Raw genomic sequence first — 20,424 nt, forward strand, 5'->3', positions numbered from 1 at the left:
GGCCTAAAGACAGGAGCCGGCAAGCCGCACACTTTGACAGGCAGCAGCACTAAAGGTTTAATCCGGAAGCGTATAAATAAGCTATAGTTGCCTGCCTGGCACAAGTTTGCAATTTTAAAGTTATAACCTTAACTACTGAAACAGAAACCATTTGAACAATTATCTGCATAAATATAAATTGAATAGCCGAACAGCGTTATTTTTGAGTTAAACAGCAAATGCAGCTACCAGAAAGATGAGCGATAAGAAAGAGAACTTTTTTGAAAACGTGTACGAAGTGGTGAAACTGATACCGAAAGGCAGAGTGACCAGTTATGGTGCTATTGCCAGTTATTTAGGCGCCAAAGGCTCGGCGCGGATGGTAGGGTGGGCTTTGATTGCTTCGCAGCCGTTTACTAAAATACCGGCCCACCGGGTGGTAAACCGGGTAGGCATGCTTACCGGCAAACAGCATTTTGAAGGCAGCAATGCCATGCAGGAGCGCCTGGAGCAGGAGGGCGTGAAAGTAGAAAAAGACCAGGTCGTAAATTTTGAAAAACTGTTCTGGGACCCGAGCAAAGAGTTGCTGTAACGAAAGGGAACTATAGCTAACTATAGAGGTTGGTGCAAACTACAGTTTTAAGGGTTAGTGCTTAACGACCACGCTCGCGTCCCGCGAGTGGCATCCTGTCACGTTATCATCCGGTTTTAAACTATTACTGTAAACTATAATTTAGCGCGGCCAGAGTCCGTAAGTAACGCATACTCACCAGAGGCGAGCGAGGGCAGAGGCAAACTATAGTTTGAAGGGTTAGTGCTTCATTTCCAGGTTCAGCTGCGTGCCATTTTTCTCGGCTTTGTTATCCAGGGCAGTTCCGAGGGCAACACCAATTGCCATCCCTATGGGCAAACCTATCCCTAAAAATGCCATGTTGCCTAAACTTAACCCGAACACTACCCCAAATGGTAAGCCAAATGTACTCATGCCCAGTGCCAGCCACAGGTTGCGGTAATGGTTTTTTGGTACCAGTTTAAGCTCTTTTTCGATTCGTTTTAAAATACCGGACTGGCTTCTGCTGATCTGCTTTGCCAACTCTTTTTCTGAGGCTGGTGCCGCGTTGATGAGACTGACTTCATTGTTGATGTGTGCTATGATGTCAGCAGGCAGCTGTCTGGTTCTTAACTCGTTCAGCAGGTTTTCAAACTGAATGAAGTTCCGGCGCAGCTTTTCGTTCTGCTCTGTTTCGGGTCTCGGGGTAAGCGGGATAATTTCCATAAGTTGGTCTTTTTGATAGCGCTGAACTATAGTTTGTAACACCTTAGTCAGGTTTTGCACCTTATAGTTGCTGCCTGCTTATATGCTTTATAAATCAGGTTTTATACTTTTAAACACCCCCTGAACCCACGGGCAGCATAATAGGATTGTGCTCCGTTGTGATACAAAAATACGGTGTCGTAGCGGCGGTCGCAGAACAGGGCGCCGCCCAGTTTCCTGATCCCGGCAGGTGTTTGCACCCAGCTGGATGTTTTCAGGTCGAATTTGCCCAGCTGCTGCAGTTCGCGGTACTGCTGTTCTGTTAAAAGTTCGATGCCCATGTCATTAGCCATTTCCACGGCGCTGTTCTGTGGTTTGTGCTCTTTTCGTTCTTCCAGCGCCTGGTGGTCGTAGCAAACACTCCGGCGGCCTTTCGGACTCTCGGCAGCGCAATCGTAAAAAATGAATTCGCCTGTTTCTGCATCATACCCCACCACATCGGGCTCACCTCCGGTTCTTTCCATTTCCTGCAGCGACCATAGTTTCTCCGGGTTTGCTTCCAGCTTTGCCTCAACGTTAGCCCATTCTATAGTTTTATGGCGGTTCATGTTCTTTTCAAAACGGGCCTTTAACAGGCTTAAAAGTTCTTCGCGCTCTTCGGGTAGTAATTCTTTTTGGTTCGCCATAGTTATAGGGTGGTGGTGTACAGACAAGGGGTTTAATTTAGTGATAACATTTTGTGTTACCAAAGGCTGGAGCGAGGCACAAGTTAGGTCTGCTTTGTTTCAGGCAACTGATCATTTCTTTTCAAGCCACGCTTTCCAATCCTGTGCAACTGTATCCCATCCAAAGTCGTCATAATTCACCTTGCCATTTTCGTTAAAACCAAAGAAGTTATGCTCTCTTCCGACATAGGGCCTGAAGGTAATATTTTGCTTTTTGTTACGGATGGCATCGAGGCGCATGTAATCAAAAAATGGAGCAGCAATGTCTTTTGTGCCATAAACAACCAGTACCGGAATCTTCAGCTTGTGGATGGAAACTATAGGTGGTTTGGAGAAGCCGTAAACCGACTTGAATGTAACTTCACCCTGCACCTGGTTATTCTCCGGATCGTTGACCAGCTCCTGCCAGAACTGAAACTGCTTCTCCGTGGCCGTACCCAATGAGTCATCCCGCTGCCTTATCTGAGAAACTATAGTCATCATTCTTCCGAAAGGATTGGTGCTGGCAAAAATAAGTCGGGTAACATCTTTAGACAGCTCCGCAAGTTTAGCGGCCACAGCTGCTCCCTCTGAGTGCCCGGCAACGACCATATCCCTGTCGCTTATCCAGCTTTGCTTTTTCAGGAACTTTATGGCGTGCTTGTTTCGGTTGGCATAGTAGTCCAGGTTATCCCGCTCGATATACTGTTTGGGGAAAGTTTTGGTAACCGGGTTGATATAAGCCATGTCTCCCCGCAACCCGGTTGCTTCTTTGATGAGCGGCACATAGGGTTTACTGATAATTGCAAGGTGATATTTGCCCAGCAATATTTCGGCTTTGAATGGGAAAACACTGTAAGGACTTCCATTCTCTTTCAGCAGGATGAGCGGTACCGGAAGCGAACCTTGCACAAATAGAAACAACGGCTTTGTCTTTTCTTCCTCTCCCTTCTTCGACAGTACCAGAATATCCACCGTGTCCTTTTTATAAAAGGTTTGCATGTGCCTGAAGCCGAAATCTCCTGGTTTACTGGCTTGCGCTGCACCTTGTGTATGTAGCAGTAACAGAAAAAGAATGAATAGTAAAGGTTGTTTCATTTAGCTTATGTAGATAACGTTTTGGCTAAGGTACACCATCAGGTGTGCTTTAGGGCTTGTTAGGTCTTGTTGTAAATGTTTGATTAATCCTTTTAGTATACAGGAAGGTCAAGGACATGATTTATGTACATATTGAAGAAAAGTCCAGCAACGCCCAAGGCCATTAAAAAAGCACACCAAATCAGTTTTGTAGGAATAGAAAAGGAAGCATATTCTTCAGGTGGGTTTGACAATCCCCAGTTCTTTTTTATTAGATAATAGTTAATGTTATAAAGGACTATTCCCATTCCTATATTAAAAGTAGAATAAGGGCTATAGTCGGTTGTCAAGCCCCAATATTTACACAATACACTTAGCCACATTACCTGTATAGCAACTAAAAGAAATACTGCTTTGTAAGTGGAGTAACCGTCATCATACATGTTTCTGGCAAAACCATTTAATATACAATAAGAGTAGTAATAAGCCTTCTTAATGATTTGCATTCTTAATTTGTTGTTAACTGTATCAAATAAGTTGTAGGGATATAGGGTTTGTTTTTCATTTAAATACTTACCTATCTTAAAGTTATTTCTCCTAAATAACCTAACTATAGTATAGCAGAAGTTTATTCCATTTACACAACCAAATCCGGCGGCAATACGGAGTCGGATTACCGAATATACTATATACAGGCCAAACTATATAATTACAGGAAGTATAAATCAGGGGAGGTATGGCTGAATAGGATAAAGCTGAATTGTAAAATCCTGCCAATCTCCCGACCTTCGCGGAAACCGGCGCAAGCAATGAAGATCAAATTAATAGCCATCGGCAAAACCGACGAAAAGTTTCTGGAAGAAGGGATAGATAAGTACCTGAAACGCCTGAAGCATTACCACTCGTTCGAGTTTATAGTTATACCCGATATAAAGCAGGGCGGCAAGTTTACATCGGATAAGCTGAAAGACGAAGAAGGCAAGCTGATACTGCAGAAGGTGCAGGAAGGCGATTACCTGATACTGCTGGATGAGCAGGGCAAGATGTTTACCTCCAACGAATTTGCGACGTTTCTGCAGAAAAAACTGAACTCTGTAACCACCAACCTTATTTTTGTAATTGGCGGGGCTTTCGGTTTTTCGGAGGCTGTTTATAACCGGGCCAACGAGAAAATGGCGCTTTCTAAAATGACCTTCACCCACCAGATGGTACGCCTGTTTTTTACCGAGCAACTATACCGCGGTTTCACTATTCTGCGCGGCGAGAAGTACCACAACAACTAAACTATAGTTCTGGAGCCTTTAAGAATGATTTTATTATAGTTGTGAATAAGCTTTGCTTGGCTAAACGGACGAAAATCTATTTAAGATTGGTTACTCTTATGGGTATAACAAAGCCTTTTAATGTAACATTTTTACCATTATGACTCGGGGCGATAATGTTTGGTATGCTTTGTAATATGCGGGAAACTTCACGTTGCACCATCTTGCTGTCATGGTTCAACACTTCGGCGTCTATAGTGCCATTCTCCCTGATAAATAAATTCAGAGCATAGAGCCTGCTTTTGCCAGCGTCCTTACTTATTAGTTTAGAACCTTTCATACCTTTTAATATTTCGTGCCTCAGAGCGGGGTTTATATCACCAGGTATAAAAAGGTCTTCTGCTACGCCCTTAACTATAATTTTAGGGCCAACCTCAATATCTTCAAAATACATTGTGTCAGCATAGGCGATCTGCACATTTAATTTATCGCGCAACATGCTGGCAGCTTCTCTGTCACCAAGTCGTACACAGGTTTGCAGATAGCTGACACCTTTCTCTCTGTCACCAGCGCCCAGACTTATGACAGCCAGGTTAAAAAGGGCATCTTTATGCTTTGGGTTTTGCGATATAGTTTCTTCAAATTTCGTTACTGCCTCAGTTAATTGATTCTGGCTGTAAAAAGTAACTCCTTCATTGTAAAGACTGTCAGCCAAAGTCTGTTTTTTCTGAGCAAATGACGTGCTTATGGCAAAAACAACTATAAAAAGGGCAGATATCAAGCTTGTTGGTTTCATTTGTGCAATGGTCAGGAAAGGTTATTTTGATAAACAAATGTAATTTTAGTTAAGAACATTATAAAGCCCGGGCCGCTTTAAATCTTTTTGCTTAAAATGCTGTTGGGCAGGTATAGTTTGTTGCTGGTAACTATAGGTTGGCCGGTTGTCTAAAAGCGTTGCGTGCCGGGTGCAGGCGTGCAGCATAACATTTACCTTTGTAACATGGAAGTAAAGTTGAGTCCGGGAACGGTAGCTGGTAGCACTGCCTGGAGCCTGCCCGATTTGCGTGGCAGCCTCCGGAACCCAATGTTGCTGCACCTCGCTTTCTGGGTGGTGTATGTGGTTTTTTTCGGGTTGCTGTATGGCAGCTATATTGATGATTACTACAACGCCTTTATGGTGGAACTGGTAGAGCTGCCCTTTAAGGTGGCGCTGGTGTACTTTAACATGTACTACCTGATGCCCAAGTTTCTGCTGGCCAAGCGCTACCTCGAGTTTTTTGTATACCTGTTCCTGCTGACGGGCGCCATTGCCGGGCTGATGCAGTACGTGTTGCTGCCTTTCCTTATTCACCCGCTTATCTGCCCCACCACCTGCACCCAGGACAACCTGACACTGTACCGCTTTGTAAAAAACATTGTGAACATCAACTACCTGGTGCTTATATCGGCAACTATAGTTTTGCTGCGTAACTGGTACCAGCACCAGCAGGCAACCCGCACGCTGTCGCAGGATAAACTGGAGGCCGAACTCAAATTCCTGAAAGGGCAGATACACCCGCACTTTTTGTTCAACACGCTCAACAGCCTGTACTCGCTTACGCTTAAAAAATCAGACAACGCTCCGGAAATGGTCTTAAAGCTGTCGGGTTTGATGGACTATATGCTGTATGATGCCAATGCCGAGAAAGTGGCCCTGGAGAAAGAGCTGAACTACATCCGTAACTACATAGACCTGGAACAGATGCGCTACGGCAACCGCGTGGACATCAGTTTTAACGAGACCGGAACTATAGCCGGAAAACAAATTGCCCCCATGATGTTGTTACCTTTTGTAGAAAATGCGTTTAAGCATGGGGTGAGCACCGAAACCGAAAATGCCTGGATACGCATTGACGTGAAAGTGCAGCAAAGCCACCTGAGCCTGCGCGTAGAGAACTGCAAATCGGAAGCGGCCGAGCGCACAGCCAAAGAAATGGCATCGGGAATTGGCCTTAAAAACGTGCAGCGCCGCCTGGAGCTACTGTACAAAGATGCCTATAGTTTAGAGGTGGAAGACGATCCGGAGGTATACGCCGTTCACCTTGAGTTAGACCTTAGCGATAGAACCTATGAAGATTAGATGCCTGATAGTGGATGACGAGCCGCTGGCCCTGGATGTGCTGGAAACTTACATCAACCGCCTGGATAACCTGGAGCTGGTTTGCCGCTGCAACAACGCCGTGGAAGCCTATAACTGCCTGCAAACCGAACAGATTGATCTCATGTTCCTGGACATACAGATGCCCAAGCTGACCGGTATCGATTTTCTGAAGTCGTTGCCAAACCCGCCGAAGGTGATCTTCACCACCGCCTACCGCGATTATGCCGTAGAGGGCTACGAACTGAATGCCGTGGATTATCTCCTGAAACCCATTTCGTTCGACCGTTTCCTGAAGGCCATTGCCAAAGTAACACCACAGCAGGAAACCCGGCCAGCCGCAACTATAGCTACCTCCGAACCAGACTACAAAGAAGCTTTTATTTACCTGAAAGCCGATAAGAAAATGGTGAAAGTGATGCTCTCGGATATCCTGTACATCGAAAGTCTGAAAGACTATATCCGCGTTAAGACCGAGACCAAAGAGATCATTTCTTACCAGAAGATCAGTTTTTTAGAAGAGAAACTGCCCGCCGATAAATTCCTGCGCATTCACCGTTCGTTCATTATCGCCCTCGATAAAGTGCAGGCTTTCTCCGCCACCACCGTAGACCTTGGCAAAACCGAAATCCCGATCGGCCGCCTCTACAAAAACGAAGTGCTGCAGATACTCGGCAAAAACAACCTGCTGGAAGCGTAGATTTCAGAATTATGAATTAGAAATTAAAAATTAGAAATTAAGGACAAGTAAGATGGCGCGAGCGTCTTCGCTCGTGTCGAACTATAGTTGGGGCCTCTGGCCCTTTTTTCTTTTTCATTGATAGTTGTATCCGAACTATAACTATAGCAACTCCCCAAACTATAGTTTACACTTCGCTATAGTTTGCGTATCTTATCAGGTGCGTCCAAACTATAGTTCGGCAATCAAAGTATAGTTCCCGGCACACACCACCATTCTTAATTCGTCATTCGTAATTCATAATTAACTTGAACACCATCTCCAAAAAGAAGCTGTTTTACCCGGTTAGCGCGGGCCTGCGCAAATACCTGCGTACCTACGACCGCGAAACGCAGTTGCCTGTGCACTACGAGGACCTGCTGCACTACACCGATTCGTTCCCGTACTTCGATACAAAAGGGGCGGATACGTTGTGGGAGACCGTGATGTATGAACAACAGAGCCAGCAGGAGCTGAACAAAGGCCTGACCATGATCTACGCCCTGCTGAAAACGGATGGTGATATGTCGGTGATGGAGCACCTGTATGTGTCGCGGATAGATTACTGCACGTTTGGGAACTCCAACCCGTTCCGGGTGCAGATCATGAACCAGCTAAACGACAACTACGACTACTTTTACGTGAAGCGTGCCGATGCTTCGCGCATTTATGGGCTGGAGCTGGAGCACATCCTGTCGCCGGGCCGCTTAAACTACCTCGTTGACGAAGACTCACTGATAGAGGAGCACATTGCCGGCATTCCCGGCGATGCGTTCATCAAAGACTACATCAACCGCAAATCGGCTAACAAGGTGCGTATTGCCAAGGAGTTTGTAAAGTTTAACGAGCGCTGCTTTGTACGCCTCCTCGGCGACATGCGCTCTTACAACTATGTGGTAGATGTGACCCCTGATTTTGAAGACGAGCAGTACCGCGTGCGCCCCATCGACTTCGACCAGCAGAGTTACGAAGGCAAGAAAACCATGTACCTTCCACAATTCTTCAAAGACAACAACGTGATCGTGGACCTGGTGCTGAAACTGCTGAAACCGGATGTGGTGCGCCAGTACCAGAACGAGGAGCGCACCCTCATGTTCCGCCGCCTGAAATCAGCCCGTTACCGCCTCAAAGACCTCATCGACTGCATGCGGAAAGACACCATCTCGACACCTGAAAAAATTGCCCAGCTGAGGCAGGAGTTAGCAGAGCATCATAAATCAGATGAGTTTCTGAAGTGTAAGTGTATGGGGGATTTGGTAAGGCTTAACCTCAAAACGATTCTTGTAAAAGCTCCTGTTTTAGCAAATGATAAACTATAGTTCATCTCATCTTCACGTGTGTTGGCTATAGTTTGATAGGTTATAGTTTCATCTTTTGTACTATCGAGCACTCTTGAGACGCGAGACGAAAAAAGCCAGCGTAATTATGAGAGATCTTATTTGTCCTATAGTTTCCATTATTGTCATTTCGAACAAAGTGAGAAATCTATCTCAAACTATAGTTGCTTCTTTGTCATCCCGAGCGAAGTCGAGGGATCTTATATGTCTTTTAGTTCTATAGTTGACTTTGCCTACTAACCGAACCAAGCCTTCATTCTATAGTCGCTCTTCATCCTGGGAGCTTTAATTACCTACTGTTTTATAGTACACTTGGCTCCCTCCTGGGCCGGGAGGCCCCGTCTTCGGGCATCGCGCGGTGTACATTTCCTTTGCTCGTACCTCGCAATGCTTTCAGCACCGGAAATCTACAAGGCGCTCAACCCAAAGACTGAAATCACATTCGATAGCTGCTGCTTTGGCTATAGTTTGCTTATTGTCTCTTGGTTATAGTAAAACTGTTTTACACGTGGTTGTATTTCCGTAGGGACAGGTAAACCTGTCCGCCTCATGGACTGAGACTATAGAACTATAGTTCTTGAAATGGCAGTATCGGAGTTCCCCTCCTTGGATAAGGAGGGGCAGGGGTGGTTGGACCAGCGCAACTATAGAACTATAGCTGCAACCATAGCTATGTCTAAAAGTCCACCTTTGAAGGAGAATGACCAACAGCAACTATAAAACTAAAACTTCAACTATAGCAAGGACAGATATTCCCCTCTTGAGAGGGGTAGGGGTGTGTAATTCCTCAACTATAAAACTAAAGCTGTTCCAACTATAGCCAAAGCCGGAAACCAGAAAATCCTGATTCAGACAAACTATAGCCGCTCCAGGTCAGCCTTTGTTTTTTCACTGTTGGTTAAATTGCCGGTGTTTATGGTGGAGGCCGGTTCAAAAAGCAGTACTTCTGCTTCTACAGGCGCAACCGGCTTGTGTTCCACACCACGCGGAATCACAATAAACTCACCCGGGTGCAGGGTAATTACCTTGTCGCGAAGGTGCATCTCGAAGCTACCGCTTACAACCAGAAAAAACTCGTCTTCGTGCGCATGGTGGTGCCAGTCAAATTCTCCTTTAAACTTTGCCAGTTTTACCTGTTGCCCGTTCAGCTCACCGGCAATCCTCGGATTCCAGAAATCCGGTATCTGACCAAATTTAGCGGCCAGGCTTACTTTTTCTATGCTTTTCATGAGGGATGATAAAGATCAGTTAAATTAATTTGGACTGATTCTAAATAGTGTTTACATTTGTAGCATCATGAATCAGCCGCAAGTGAAGTTAGGAGAGAAGCCACAGATTACCACAACCCTGGAGGAGATTTTTACGACCGAAGCCGGAACCGTTTACCAGTGCGACAAGCGTAACCGCCTGCTGGTAGATTTTGCCGGAGCTGTAACCATCCTGAAAGTAGAGACCTTCCTTCGTCTTAAAAAAGCGGTAGACAGCATCGACCTTGGCAACATGGCCACTAACCCGCTGCGCTGCTCCGACTATGAACTGATAACGGTTTGCGGCTGCGACAAACTATATGTGCTTACCGTGTCGGAGATTTTTGCTTTCCGGGAGCTACTGGGCGGCGCAAAATTTACGCTGCAACTAAACAGCATGCTGCACGAGTGCCTCAGCGCCCAGGCCGTATAACACAGGTTGTTACCTACAACATAGAGGAAGCACGGGAGACCGTGCTTTTTTATTTAGACTGCTTCCATATTTGCTTTTGAGGCTTTCAGATCAGAACATAATCCCTAAATTTAAGTATGCATAAAGGATGCCTTATACCTGATTTATAACCATCCATCACCAGTAAAAGCCCCATATTTTTATGAAGGACTTATTAAGACTTAGAACATCCCTTACAGAGGAAATTGAGAAAGTACTGAACGAGCAGATCAAAATGGAAGCAGATGCTTCGGCGACCTACCTGGCCATGAGCGCCTGGTGCGACCGCAACGGATTTGACTTCAGTGCCGGTTATTTTAAAAAGCAGTCGGATGAAGAGCGCGAGCACATGTTGCGGCTGTTCAAATATGTATCCGATATGGGTGGGCGTGCCGTGTCGCCGGACATTACAGGCGTGCAGATCGAGTTCGAATCTTTCAGAAGCGTGTTTGAGCTGGCGCTGCAGCAGGAAATTGCCGTTACCCAGTCGTTTAACCGCATTGCCGACCGTTGCCAGAAAGCCAAGGATTATGTGACCTTCTCGTTCCTGCAGTGGTTCCTGAAAGAGCAGATAGAAGAAGAGTATGTAGCCCGCCGAGCCCTGGAATTGTTTGATGTAATTGGCGAGGAAGGTACCGGCCAGTACGAAATAGATAAGCGCGTACCAAAAATAACCTACGAAGATACCTACGACGGATAGTAACTATAGCAAATAAAAAAGCGCCTTTGTGATTATACGCAAAGGCGCTTTTTTTATGGCTCCAGGTTATCTGGTTTGTTAAGGATGTGTTCTTTAAATGCCTCCCGGGCCTGTGCTTCCGTAACATGGTGCATCCAGTAATTGTCCGGCTGAAAACACATGACCGGGGCAAAGTCGCAGCGGTCGGTACACTCGGTCTTTACAACTTCTACGCGTCCTTTCAGGCCCATTTCTTTTATCATTTCGCGCAGGGCCTTCCCGTTCTCTTTGCCGCCTTTTTTCTTGCATTTGCTGCCCGTACACACATAAATCACTTTGTCGGGTGTCTGAAAGTTTTTGCTCATGTAGTATCAATGCTTGTAAATAGGTTATACAGAGATACGGCAGAAAAAGATGAAAATCCAGCTATAGTTGTGTGTTTATAGTTCCTGAATTCAGATCCTTAAACTATAGGTGCCAGGTGTAAACTATAGTTTAGTTAAGGCCTGGCCGTATAGTTGGCGTTCACCAGCCGGATCTGTCCGTCGGTAGCCTGTGGTTTTTTCTCCAGGATCAGTTCGCCGTCTTTGCTGTTAAAGCCACCTTTGCCCGGTGTTCCGTCTTTGCCGGTGTCGCCAACAGTGTGCAGCAGCGTTATGCTGTGCGGGGCATTCGCATGATTGAATACCGGTATAAACGCGGCTGTGGAATAGGTAAAGGTAATGTTGCCACCATTGCCGCCTATGTAGCCCTGCGTGGCATTTTTGCCATCGGTACCGGGTATGCCGGGCACCAGTTCATAGGTAACAATATCTACGCCTTTGTTGCCTTTTACAATTCGCTTTTCGTTGCGGTCGGGAGTGCCGGGCCTGCCGTTCTTGCCGTGCAGGCCATTGCCTCCGGTGCCGCCCTGGGTATCTATCAGCAGGCTGCTCAGTTCCTGAAAGTGCATGGTTATATCCAGGTCGCCGCCGTTGCTGCCACGGGTGCCCGGCCTGTTCTTCCGCGTATGCAGGCCATCTTCCCCTCTCGAGCTGATGGTGCATTTGCTGCCTATGTAAGCAACATTCGCTTTTAGAGTTCCGGGGCTGGACGGCGAGAATTTTATAGTTGCTTTGTCGTGCATGATCAGCGTATCCACCAGCAGCACATTACCGGGGCCAACTATAAAAACTTCCTTCGGCTTCAGTTCCAGTTTTGTATAGTGTTGGTTTTGGGCCTGGGCATGTACTGCGTACAGGATCATCAGCAGGGCGGGTACTAAGTTCTTGATTTTCATGTGGGAGTAGGGTTAGTGTAGCTTATGCTAAGCAAATATATTGCCATATTTTAATATTTAATTTAAAGCTTCAGATCCGGATTAAACTTTTATCTTCAGGGTGCATCTAAGCTACACAAACTAATCTTAATCTTTATCTGACATGAAACTCTACAAAACCAAAACGGCGGGTATGGCGCTTCTGGGCCTGCTGCTGTGGGGTGGTTCGCCTGCACCGGTAGCACTGGCACAGGGCGGCCAGGACCTGAGCATCTCGTACCAGCGTCCGCCCCAGGCCATTGCCGATATCATTGAAGCACCTGCTACGCCATCGGTCAGCATTAATGCCAAAGGCGATTTGATGTTGTTGCTGGAGCGCCCCGGCTACCCGGGTATTGAAGAACTGGCTCAGCCTGAGAGCCGCCTGGCTGGCCTGCGCATCAATCCTGCCACCAATGGCCAGAGCCGTGGTTCCTCCATCAGTAATATAAAGGTAAAGCAGGTAAACGGCGGCCAGGAAACCCAGATCGCAGGGCTGCCGCAAAACGCACGGTTGTCGTACATCACCTGGTCTCCGGACGAAAAGTACATTGCTTTTACCAACACCTTGGAGAACGGCATCGAACTATGGATTGCCGACATCAGCACCAAACAGGCAAAGAAACTGACCAACGCTACCATAAACGATGCCTACAGCGGCAGCCCGTTTGAGTGGACAAGCGATAGCAAATCATTGGTAGTTAAGTTTATAGATGAGAACCGCGGTCAGATGCCGCAACGTGCGCTGGCTCCGGCCGGGCCAACCATCCAGCAGAACATCGGAAAAGTAAAGCCATCGCGCACCTACCAGGACCTGCTGAAAAACCGCTACGACGAGCAACTGTTCGATTACTACATGCAGACCCAACTGAAGCTGGTAACGATAGACGGGAAGCAGCAACCGATCGGGAAGGCCGGTATTGTAAAGAGCATGGATGTGTCGCCGGACGGGCAGTACCTGCTGGTGCAGACTATACAGAAACCTTACTCGTACCTGGTGCCGCATTACTACTTCCCGTACAGTGTAGAAGTATGGAGCCGTGATGGCAAAGTGGTAAAACAACTGGCGCAGCTGCCCTTAGCCGAAGACATTCCGATCGCGTTTGATGCCGTGGCAAAAGGCCCGCGCAACTATAGCTGGCGCCCTGATAAACCGGCTACCCTGTACTGGGCCGAAGCACTGGACGGCGGCGATGCAAACAAGGAAGTAGCAGAGCGCGATGCGGTGTATACCCTGGATGCGCCATTTGCTGCAAAGCCAACTAAGCTGGCGGCAACAAAATACAGATACCGTGGCGTGCAGTGGGGCGAAAACATGGCGCTGGTAAACGAGCGTTGGTGGAAGACCCGTACAGAGCGCACCACTATGGTTAACCCGGCCAAGCCTGGCAAAGCAACCGTACTGATCGAGCGATCTTACGAAGATGGTTACACTGATCCGGGCTCGCCGGTATTTACCAAAAACAAGTATGGCCGCAGCGTACTGTTGACTGATAAAAAAGGCCAGCACATTTACATGATTTCCGAAGGAGGCTCGCCGGAAGGTAACCGTCCGTTCCTGAGCGAGTTTAACCTGAAATCGAAGAAGGCCAACATCCTGTTCCGCTCCGAAGCCCCTTACTACGAGCGCCCTGTTGATATCATTGACCTGGACAAAAAGCTGATCATTACCAGAAGAGAGTCGGAGAAAGATGCGCCGAACTACTTTGTGCGCGACCTTGGCAAAAAACAACTGACGCAGGTAACCACCTTCCCGCACCCTACGCCGCAACTGGAAGGCGTGCAGAAAGAGTTGCTGCAGTACGAGCGTAACGATGGCGTGAAACTGACAGCTGTGCTGTATTTGCCGAAGGATTTTAAGAAAGGCGATGCGCCGCTGCCTATGCTTATGTGGGCTTACCCGCGCGAGTTTAAGAATGCAGCTGCTGCCGGCCAGGTAAAAAGTTCTCCGTATGAGTTTACGCGTATCAGCTCTGGTTCGCCGCTGTTCTGGGTTACGCAAGGCTACGCCGTACTCGACAGAACCGATATTCCGATTGTAGGAGAGGGCGATGCCCAACCAAACGACACCTATAACGAACAGCTGGTAGCCAGCGCCAAAGCCGCTATCGACAAAGTAGTAAGCATGGGTGTGGTGGATCCGAAGCGTGTAGCGGTGGGCGGTCACTCTTACGGCGCTTTTATGACGGCAAATTTACTGGCGCATTCCGATCTGTTTGCAGCAGGTATTGCCCGCAGTGGTGCGTACAACCGTACCTTAACACCGTTTGGTTTCCAGCAGGAAGAGCGTACGTACTGGGAGGCGCCGGAAGTGTATCACCGTATGTCGCCGTTCTCGTTTGCGCATAAAGTAAAAACACCGATCCTGCTCATTCACGGCGAGGCCGATAACAACTCCGGCACCTTCCCGATCCAGAGCGAGCGCTTCTACAACGCCCTGAAAGGCCACGGAGCTACCACACGCCTGGTGTTCCTGCCACACGAAAGCCACGGTTATGCCGCCAAAGAATCTATCCTGCACATGCTGTGGGAAATGGATACCTGGCTGAATACCTATGTGAAGAACCGACAGGTGCAGTAACTATAGGTTATAGTTTGCAAAAGTCCCCGGCTATAGTTTAGCCGGGGACTTTTGTTTTACAGGGTTGCTATAGTTTGCGTGTGGTGCGGAGGTGCAGCGGCATGTTGTGCGCCGGTTGCCGGGTCCTGGTTTAAGAGGTTGGCTAACGAACTATAGATCCCGGGGTGTTCCTGTTTTAAAAGCAGTGGCAGCTCAAAGAACAGCTCTACGGCTACCGCAAAAAACTCGTGTGTATCCGGGGCCGAGGAAAGACGCCGGAAAATGCTTTTATCGGTCTGTAGTCGCTCGCGTTCCGTTTCTGAAACAGTTGCCCAGTGGTAAAGGTATTCCCGGTTCAGAAAGTCGTATTCTCCGTTCGGGATGCCATTCTCCAGGTGCAGGGCATGCGCCATTTCATGCAGTCCTAAGTTCAGTCCGTCAGCAGGGTTATAGTTGCCGGTCTCAAAATCGCGCCACGAAAGCACGATGATGCCGCGCATGTTTACCTCGCCGCAATGGTACTGCTTGTAAATAGTGGAGTAATACCGTTCGGGGTAGAGCAGAAAGGTCTTAAAATGCGAAAAGTGGATCTCCGGCAAGCCAAATGTGAGCTGCACCGCGCAGGCGGCAATCTTCATCTGCATTTCGGTCGTTACATCCATTCCGGGGCCACGTGGTATAAATGTTTTCTGAGCAATAAACCGGATCACCCGCGCCTCAAATTCCTGTTTTTGCGCCTCTTGTAAGCGGTTATAGTACAGCGTAGGGTGCAGCCGGAGGGTTGCCCTGATCTCATCTGCTGCCACTGTCACTGCTTTTTTATGCTGCTGCCTTCTGATATTAAACTCAAACCCGAAATAGGCTATGGCCGCTATCAGGAGCTCTGCCAACGTGATGTCCGGTGCGAGGGCAAAGTAAACCAGCAGCGCAAAAAGTATAAGTCTGAAGAAAAGGAGCATAGGCGTCGTTTGCCTGAATATAAGTACTTGCAACGACATCTGAAACAAAATACAGAATTGTCAGATTCGTTTCAAAAAAGCCCGGCTTGTCGCTGCATCCTGAGGCAACTATAATGCTTAACTTTAGTATTTAACGTGGAGTTTTTCTGATTCGGAAACCAAACAACAGCTATATGAAAAATAGACATCTGTTCCTCTCATCTGCTGTGCTCGCCGGCAGTTTATTGTCAGGCTGCAGCTCTTCTACCACCAACCCCGACGACACCGCCACGGCCACCGCAACCACCGCTACTGAAATGAACATGGGGCGCGGCCTGGATGTGGCAAACCTGGATACCACCGTAAACCCCTGCGAGGACTTTTACCAGTATGCCAACGGCGGCTGGGTAAAGAACAACCAGATACCGGCATCGGAAAGCAGCTGGGGATCCTTTAACGAGCTGGCCGAAAAAAATAACGCCGTACTGCGCGAGCTCCTGGCCGAAGCTGCCTCCAACACCACGGCGGCCCAAGGTACTGCTGCCCAGCTGGCAGGTGATTTTTATGCTTCCGGCATGGATTCCGTAGCGGTAAATGCGGCAGGAATTACTCCCATTAAACCAGAACTGGAGCGTATAGCTGCTGCCAAAACCACCGACGAGCTGCTTAAAACGGTTGCCGATCTGAAAACGAAAGGCATCAGCGGTTACTTCAGCATGTATGTTACCCAGGATGATAAGATAAGCACGCAGTACGCACTATGGGCCACACAAGGCGGCCTGGGCCTGCCCGACCGGGATTATTACCTGAAAGACGATGCGCGCTCTAAAACGATACAGGCCGAGTACCTGAAACACCTGCAGAACATGTTCCGGTTGCTGGGCGATGATGCCACCGCTGCACAGAAGAAAGCCAGAACGGTAATGGATCTGGAGACACGGCTGGCCAAAGCATCCAGAACCCGCGTAGACTTGCGCGACCCTTACGCCAACTATAACAAAACCACTGTTCAGGAATTTGCAAAACAGAACCCGAACCTGAAAGTAACACAACTGCTGACAGGGCTGGGCGCACAATCGGCGAAAGAAATTATAGTAGGGCAACCGGCCTTTTTTAAGGAACTGAACAGCCTGCTGAAAAGCATACCCGTAGCTGACTGGAAAACCTATACGCAGTGGCATCTGGCCCGAACTATGGCGCCGTACCTGAGCCAGAATTTTGTGCAGGAGAACTTTAACTTTTATGGCAAAGTGCTGAGCGGCGCCAGGGAAATGCAGCCACGCTGGAAGCGCGTACTGCGTGCCACCGATGCCGCTTTAGGCGAAGCGCTTGGTCAGCTGTATGTGCAGAAAACCTTCTCGCCGGAGGCCAAACAGAAAGCCCTCGAAATGGTGAACAACCTGCAGGAGGCGTTTAGGGAGCACGTGCGCGACCTGGACTGGATGAGCGACGCTACCAAGCAGCAGGCCCTGCAAAAACTCGAAGCCTTTGCCGTAAAGATCGGTTACCCGGATAAGTGGAAAGACTATAGCGGCCTGGACCTGGACCGCGCCTCGTATGCCAAAAATGTGATGCGTGCCAGCCAGTTCGCCTTCCGCGAGAATGTAGGTAAGATCGGAAAGCCGGTAGACAGAACGGAATGGTTTATGTCGCCGCCAACGGTTAATGCCTACTATAACCCGAGCATGAACGAGATCGTGTTCCCGGCCGGCATCCTGCAGCCACCTTTCTTCGACCCTGAAGCTGATGACGCAGTGAACTATGGCGGCATGGGCGCAGTGATCGGCCACGAACTAACGCACGGCTTTGATGACCAGGGTGCCAAATACGACTTTGAAGGAAACCTGAAAGACTGGTGGACCAAAGAAGACCTGCAGAAATTTAACGCCCGCGCCGCGATGGTGGATGAGCAGTACAGCGGCTACACCGTGCTCGATAACCTGCACGTAAACGGTAAACTAACGATGGGTGAAAACATTGCCGATATTGGTGGCCTGAACATTGCCTACACTGCCCTGCAGAAAGCCCTGAAAGACAAGAACCCGGGCAAGATAGCAGGCTTTACACCAGAGCAGCGCTTTTTCCTGGCCTGGGCACAGATCTGGCGTGTAAATATGCGCGATGAAGCACAGAACCAGCAGATCCTGACGGACCCGCACTCACCGGGCCGCTTCCGTACGAATGGGCCGGTATCCAACATGCCGCAGTTTTACGAAGCCTTTGGTTGTGAGCAGGGCGATAATATGTTCCGGGCAGAGAATAACCGCGTTAAGATCTGGTAAAACTATAGTTTAACTATAAAAAAAAGCTGCAGTCGGGGTACGGCTGCAGCTTTTTGTTTTTACATCACTTTAATTTTGTGCGGTATAATTTCCTTTGGCCATTTGCTGCCGTCCACGGGCTCGTTTGCAATCTTATCCACCACATCCAGTCCTTCCAGCACTTCCCCGAAAACGGTATATTCTGTATCTAAAGAGGGTTCGCCGCCTATAGTTGTGTAGATCTTTATCTCTTCCGGGGTGTAGGTAATGCCGTGGGTCTTTTCCCAGGAGCGGAGCTCGCTCAGTGGCACCGGGCTGCCATGCACAATGTAAAAGTTATGCGACGATGATTCCTTTTCGGGATTGCGCTCGTCGCCATAGCGGGCCATAGCCAGGGCTCCTTTTTTATGGATGTGCTCGCGCTTAAACTCCTGCGGTATTTTGTAGGCACTTTGTTTCATGGTGCGGTTATCAGAGTCGCCGCCCTGTATGGCAAAGTCTTTCACGACGCGGTAAAACTCGCCCTGGTCATAAAACCCGGCTTTAGCCAGCCGCACAAAATTGGCGCGGTGCAGGGGCGTATCTTTATACAGGCGCAGTTTAATGTCGCCGTAGCGGGTGCTTATCACGGCAATGGTATCAGGGTGCTCCTGTCCGTACTTTGTCAGTTTCTCTACTACATTTTCGGAGGTCAGTTGTTCCAGGGCCGGTTCTTCTGTGCTCTTGGTTGTCAGTTCTGTTTCCGAAGCCTGGTTCTCCTGTTGGTTACAGGCAGCTACCAGCAAAATGCTGAAAAACAGGGCTATACTTTTTAAAGAAAGTTTCAGATGCTTCACGGGTGTAGGGTTTTAGATGTTTTGATGGTTGAATATACAAAATTATAGTTATTTCCGGCTGTGTATAGTGTGTTAGCGTTTTGGCTTAATTGTACTATAGTTATAATCTGAAATTAGTATGTAACAACTTTACTATCAAACGGGGTATAACACGCTATGTTTCCGGAGATTGCCGGCCAATGGTGAGGCTGGCTTTCAGGCAGGTGTAACAACATCGCCCGGAAAACAGAGAATCTGATATATCCTGTGTTAACTATAGTTTTGGATTGAAGCGCCTGAAGGCACTTTTTTAAAAGTTTTATAAGGCAATACTATATTTTAATTTGCATATGTATCGGTAATTCAATATATTACATTATAATCCGGATTAATTTAGTTTTTTTACTTACACTTTAACACCTTAAAACATCATGAAAAACACTTTACAAATGCGAGCTGCATTGCGCTCCGTTTTGTTTGGTGCGGCCGTAACTGCCGTATCCTGCACATTTACCGCTTGCGACAGCGACCCTGTAGATGCCGTAGCCACACAGGATTCTATTTCTCAGAACAGCCAGAACGGTGCCCTGATTGACGGACAATACATAGTTGTATTTAACAAAGGTGCCCAGCGAATGAGCGGCACCGAAACATATGCCCAGCGCGTTGAAATGGCCCGCCAGACTGGTGTGGAGGTTTTCGGTGATAACAATGTAGCTGATTTTGAGATTGAGCACTCGTATGGCCAGGCTATATTTGGTGTGGCAGCAAAATTAACACCAGCCGATGTGGCAAAACTGCGTGGCGATGAGCGCGTGGCCTACATTGAACAGGACAGAATTGTAGCACTTGCCAAGCCAGGAACTGGCGGTGGCGGCTCTACCGGTGAGGAAATTCCTTACGGTATTACCCGTGTTGGCTATGCCAGCGGTGCCGGTAAAACTGCCTGGGTTATCGACTCTGGTATAGACCTGGACCACCCAGACCTGAACGTAGATGTAGCCAGAAGCATCACTGTATTCACCAAAGGCAAGGATGCTGATTCTGCTGACGATGGAAACGGCCATGGTACGCACGTAGCAGGTACTATTGGTGCTATCCAGGGCAATAACATTGGTGTTGTGGGCGTAGCGCATGGTGCCACTGTAGTTGCCGTTAAAGTGCTCGATAGCCGTGGCAGTGGTTCTTACTCAGGCGTTATAGCTGGTGTAGACTACGTTGCTGCTAATGGTAAATCAGGCGATGTGGCTAACATGAGCTTAGGCGGTCCTACTTCTGACGCGCTGGATGCTGCTATCGTGAGTGCAGCTGGTAAAGGTATCAAGTTTGCCCTTGCTGCCGGTAACGAAAGCACGCATGCCAACAACTCCTCTCCGGCACGTGTTAACCACCAGAACGTATACACCATCTCAGCTATGGATTCCGGCGACCGTTTTGCGTCGTTCTCTAACTATGGCAACCCACCGGTTGATTACTGCGCACCTGGCGTGAGCATCAAATCTACCTGGAAAGGTGGCGGCTATAACACGATCAGCGGTACTTCTATGGCGTCTCCGCACGTAGCTGGTCTGCTGCTGTTAGGCAATATTGCTACCGATGGCTACGTGTCTGGCGACAGAGATGGTAACCCTGACCCTATTGCACATAGATAACAATAGAAATTTGTTTGCTTAAGTTTAAAGTTTGCGAAAGGCAGCCGGAAGGCTG

At 48.2% G+C, this 20,424-nt stretch carries 20 protein-coding genes; 10 read left to right on the plus strand and 10 right to left on the minus strand.

Annotation, left to right across the window (positions count from 1 at the left end; all coding sequences use genetic code 11):
• Positions 1 to 235: 235 nt before the first annotated feature.
• On the plus strand, positions 236 to 571 hold the full coding sequence (locus H7F15_RS07740) for an MGMT family protein (protein ID WP_185196403.1): 336 nt from the start codon (positions 236 to 238) through the stop codon (positions 569 to 571).
• 219 nt (positions 572 to 790) lie between these two features.
• Here the strand turns inward: H7F15_RS07740 and H7F15_RS07745 are convergent, their stop codons facing one another.
• The 4 genes from H7F15_RS07745 to H7F15_RS07760 all read right to left on the minus strand — a co-directional run bounded on the left by H7F15_RS07745 (position 791) and on the right by H7F15_RS07760 (position 3,521).
• Positions 791 to 1,315: a hypothetical protein gene (locus H7F15_RS07745; protein ID WP_370523490.1), complete on the minus strand. Its 525-nt coding sequence runs from the start codon at positions 1,313 to 1,315 to the stop codon at positions 791 to 793.
• A 41-nt stretch (positions 1,316 to 1,356) separates the two neighbouring features.
• Positions 1,357 to 1,920 (minus strand): DUF4256 domain-containing protein, encoded by a 564-nt coding sequence (locus tag H7F15_RS07750; protein ID WP_185196404.1) that lies wholly within the window; start codon positions 1,918 to 1,920, stop codon positions 1,357 to 1,359.
• Positions 1,921 to 2,031: 111 nt separating this feature from the next.
• Positions 2,032 to 3,036 carry a dienelactone hydrolase family protein gene (locus H7F15_RS07755; protein ID WP_185196405.1) on the minus strand — a complete coding sequence of 335 codons (1,005 nt, stop codon included), beginning with the start codon at positions 3,034 to 3,036 and terminating at the stop codon, positions 2,032 to 2,034.
• Positions 3,037 to 3,128: 92 nt separating this feature from the next.
• A complete protein-coding gene (locus H7F15_RS07760; RefSeq protein ID WP_185196406.1) occupies positions 3,129 to 3,521 on the minus strand; it encodes a hypothetical protein in 393 nt (130 codons plus the stop codon).
• Between the two features lie 303 nt (positions 3,522 to 3,824).
• Between H7F15_RS07760 and rlmH the strand changes: the two genes are divergently transcribed.
• Complete coding sequence (gene rlmH / locus H7F15_RS07765) at positions 3,825 to 4,298, plus strand: 23S rRNA (pseudouridine(1915)-N(3))-methyltransferase RlmH (protein ID WP_185196407.1); 474 nt, start codon at positions 3,825 to 3,827, stop codon at positions 4,296 to 4,298.
• A gap of 76 nt (positions 4,299 to 4,374) precedes the next feature.
• Here rlmH and H7F15_RS07770 read toward each other — a convergent pair whose 3' ends face one another.
• Complete coding sequence (locus H7F15_RS07770; protein WP_185196408.1) at positions 4,375 to 5,073, minus strand: tol-pal system YbgF family protein; 699 nt, start codon at positions 5,071 to 5,073, stop codon at positions 4,375 to 4,377.
• A gap of 204 nt (positions 5,074 to 5,277) precedes the next feature.
• Here H7F15_RS07770 and H7F15_RS07775 point away from each other — a divergent pair, with 204 nt between their 5' ends.
• The 3 genes from H7F15_RS07775 (at position 5,278) to H7F15_RS07785 (ending at position 8,451) form a co-directional block, all read left to right on the plus strand.
• Positions 5,278 to 6,396, plus strand: coding sequence for a sensor histidine kinase (locus H7F15_RS07775; protein ID WP_185196409.1), 1,119 nt, complete (start codon positions 5,278 to 5,280; stop codon positions 6,394 to 6,396).
• Positions 6,386 to 7,114: a LytTR family DNA-binding domain-containing protein gene (locus H7F15_RS07780; RefSeq protein WP_185196410.1), complete on the plus strand. Its 729-nt coding sequence runs from the start codon at positions 6,386 to 6,388 to the stop codon at positions 7,112 to 7,114. The genes H7F15_RS07775 and H7F15_RS07780 overlap by 11 nt, the downstream gene beginning before the upstream one ends.
• 287 nt (positions 7,115 to 7,401) lie before the next feature.
• On the plus strand, positions 7,402 to 8,451 hold the full coding sequence (locus H7F15_RS07785; RefSeq protein WP_185196411.1) for a hypothetical protein: 1,050 nt from the start codon (positions 7,402 to 7,404) through the stop codon (positions 8,449 to 8,451).
• Positions 8,452 to 9,326: 875 nt separating this feature from the next.
• Here H7F15_RS07785 and H7F15_RS07790 read toward each other — a convergent pair.
• On the minus strand, positions 9,327 to 9,698 hold the full coding sequence (locus H7F15_RS07790) for a cupin domain-containing protein (protein WP_185196412.1): 372 nt from the start codon (positions 9,696 to 9,698) through the stop codon (positions 9,327 to 9,329).
• Between the two features lie 67 nt (positions 9,699 to 9,765).
• On the opposite strand from H7F15_RS07790, the gene H7F15_RS07795 reads away from it, so the two are divergent.
• Together H7F15_RS07795 and H7F15_RS07800 are read left to right on the plus strand one after the other, a co-directional pair.
• Positions 9,766 to 10,149, plus strand: coding sequence for a hypothetical protein (locus H7F15_RS07795; RefSeq protein WP_185196413.1), 384 nt, complete (start codon positions 9,766 to 9,768; stop codon positions 10,147 to 10,149).
• A gap of 181 nt (positions 10,150 to 10,330) precedes the next feature.
• Positions 10,331 to 10,867, plus strand: coding sequence for a ferritin (locus tag H7F15_RS07800; protein ID WP_185196414.1), 537 nt, complete (start codon positions 10,331 to 10,333; stop codon positions 10,865 to 10,867).
• Positions 10,868 to 10,920: 53 nt separating this feature from the next.
• Here the strand turns inward: H7F15_RS07800 and H7F15_RS07805 are convergent, their stop codons facing one another.
• On the minus strand, positions 10,921 to 11,211 hold the full coding sequence (locus tag H7F15_RS07805; RefSeq protein WP_185196415.1) for a ferredoxin: 291 nt from the start codon (positions 11,209 to 11,211) through the stop codon (positions 10,921 to 10,923).
• Positions 11,212 to 11,345: 134 nt separating this feature from the next.
• Positions 11,346 to 12,125, minus strand: coding sequence for a hypothetical protein (locus H7F15_RS07810; RefSeq protein ID WP_185196416.1), 780 nt, complete (start codon positions 12,123 to 12,125; stop codon positions 11,346 to 11,348).
• Positions 12,126 to 12,267: 142 nt separating this feature from the next.
• Between H7F15_RS07810 and H7F15_RS07815 the strand changes: the two genes are divergently transcribed.
• On the plus strand, positions 12,268 to 14,724 hold the full coding sequence (locus H7F15_RS07815; protein WP_185196417.1) for a S9 family peptidase: 2,457 nt from the start codon (positions 12,268 to 12,270) through the stop codon (positions 14,722 to 14,724).
• Positions 14,725 to 14,780: 56 nt separating this feature from the next.
• Here H7F15_RS07815 and H7F15_RS07820 read toward each other — a convergent pair whose 3' ends face one another.
• Positions 14,781 to 15,662: a zinc-dependent peptidase gene (locus H7F15_RS07820; protein ID WP_185196418.1), complete on the minus strand. Its 882-nt coding sequence runs from the start codon at positions 15,660 to 15,662 to the stop codon at positions 14,781 to 14,783.
• Between the two features lie 173 nt (positions 15,663 to 15,835).
• Between H7F15_RS07820 and H7F15_RS07825 the strand changes: the two genes are divergently transcribed.
• Positions 15,836 to 17,923: a M13 family metallopeptidase gene (locus H7F15_RS07825; protein WP_185196419.1), complete on the plus strand. Its 2,088-nt coding sequence runs from the start codon at positions 15,836 to 15,838 to the stop codon at positions 17,921 to 17,923.
• Positions 17,924 to 17,982: 59 nt separating this feature from the next.
• On the opposite strand, the gene H7F15_RS07830 is transcribed toward H7F15_RS07825, so the two are convergent.
• Positions 17,983 to 18,738 carry a peptidylprolyl isomerase gene (locus H7F15_RS07830; protein ID WP_185196420.1) on the minus strand — a complete coding sequence of 252 codons (756 nt, stop codon included), beginning with the start codon at positions 18,736 to 18,738 and terminating at the stop codon, positions 17,983 to 17,985.
• A 410-nt stretch (positions 18,739 to 19,148) separates the two neighbouring features.
• On the opposite strand from H7F15_RS07830, the gene H7F15_RS07835 reads away from it, so the two are divergent.
• Positions 19,149 to 20,369 carry a S8 family peptidase gene (locus tag H7F15_RS07835; RefSeq protein ID WP_185196421.1) on the plus strand — a complete coding sequence of 407 codons (1,221 nt, stop codon included), beginning with the start codon at positions 19,149 to 19,151 and terminating at the stop codon, positions 20,367 to 20,369.
• Positions 20,370 to 20,424 lie beyond the last annotated feature (55 nt).

Source organism: Pontibacter sp. Tf4 (assembly GCF_014212495.1).
GTDB lineage: Bacteria > Bacteroidota > Bacteroidia > Cytophagales > Hymenobacteraceae > Pontibacter.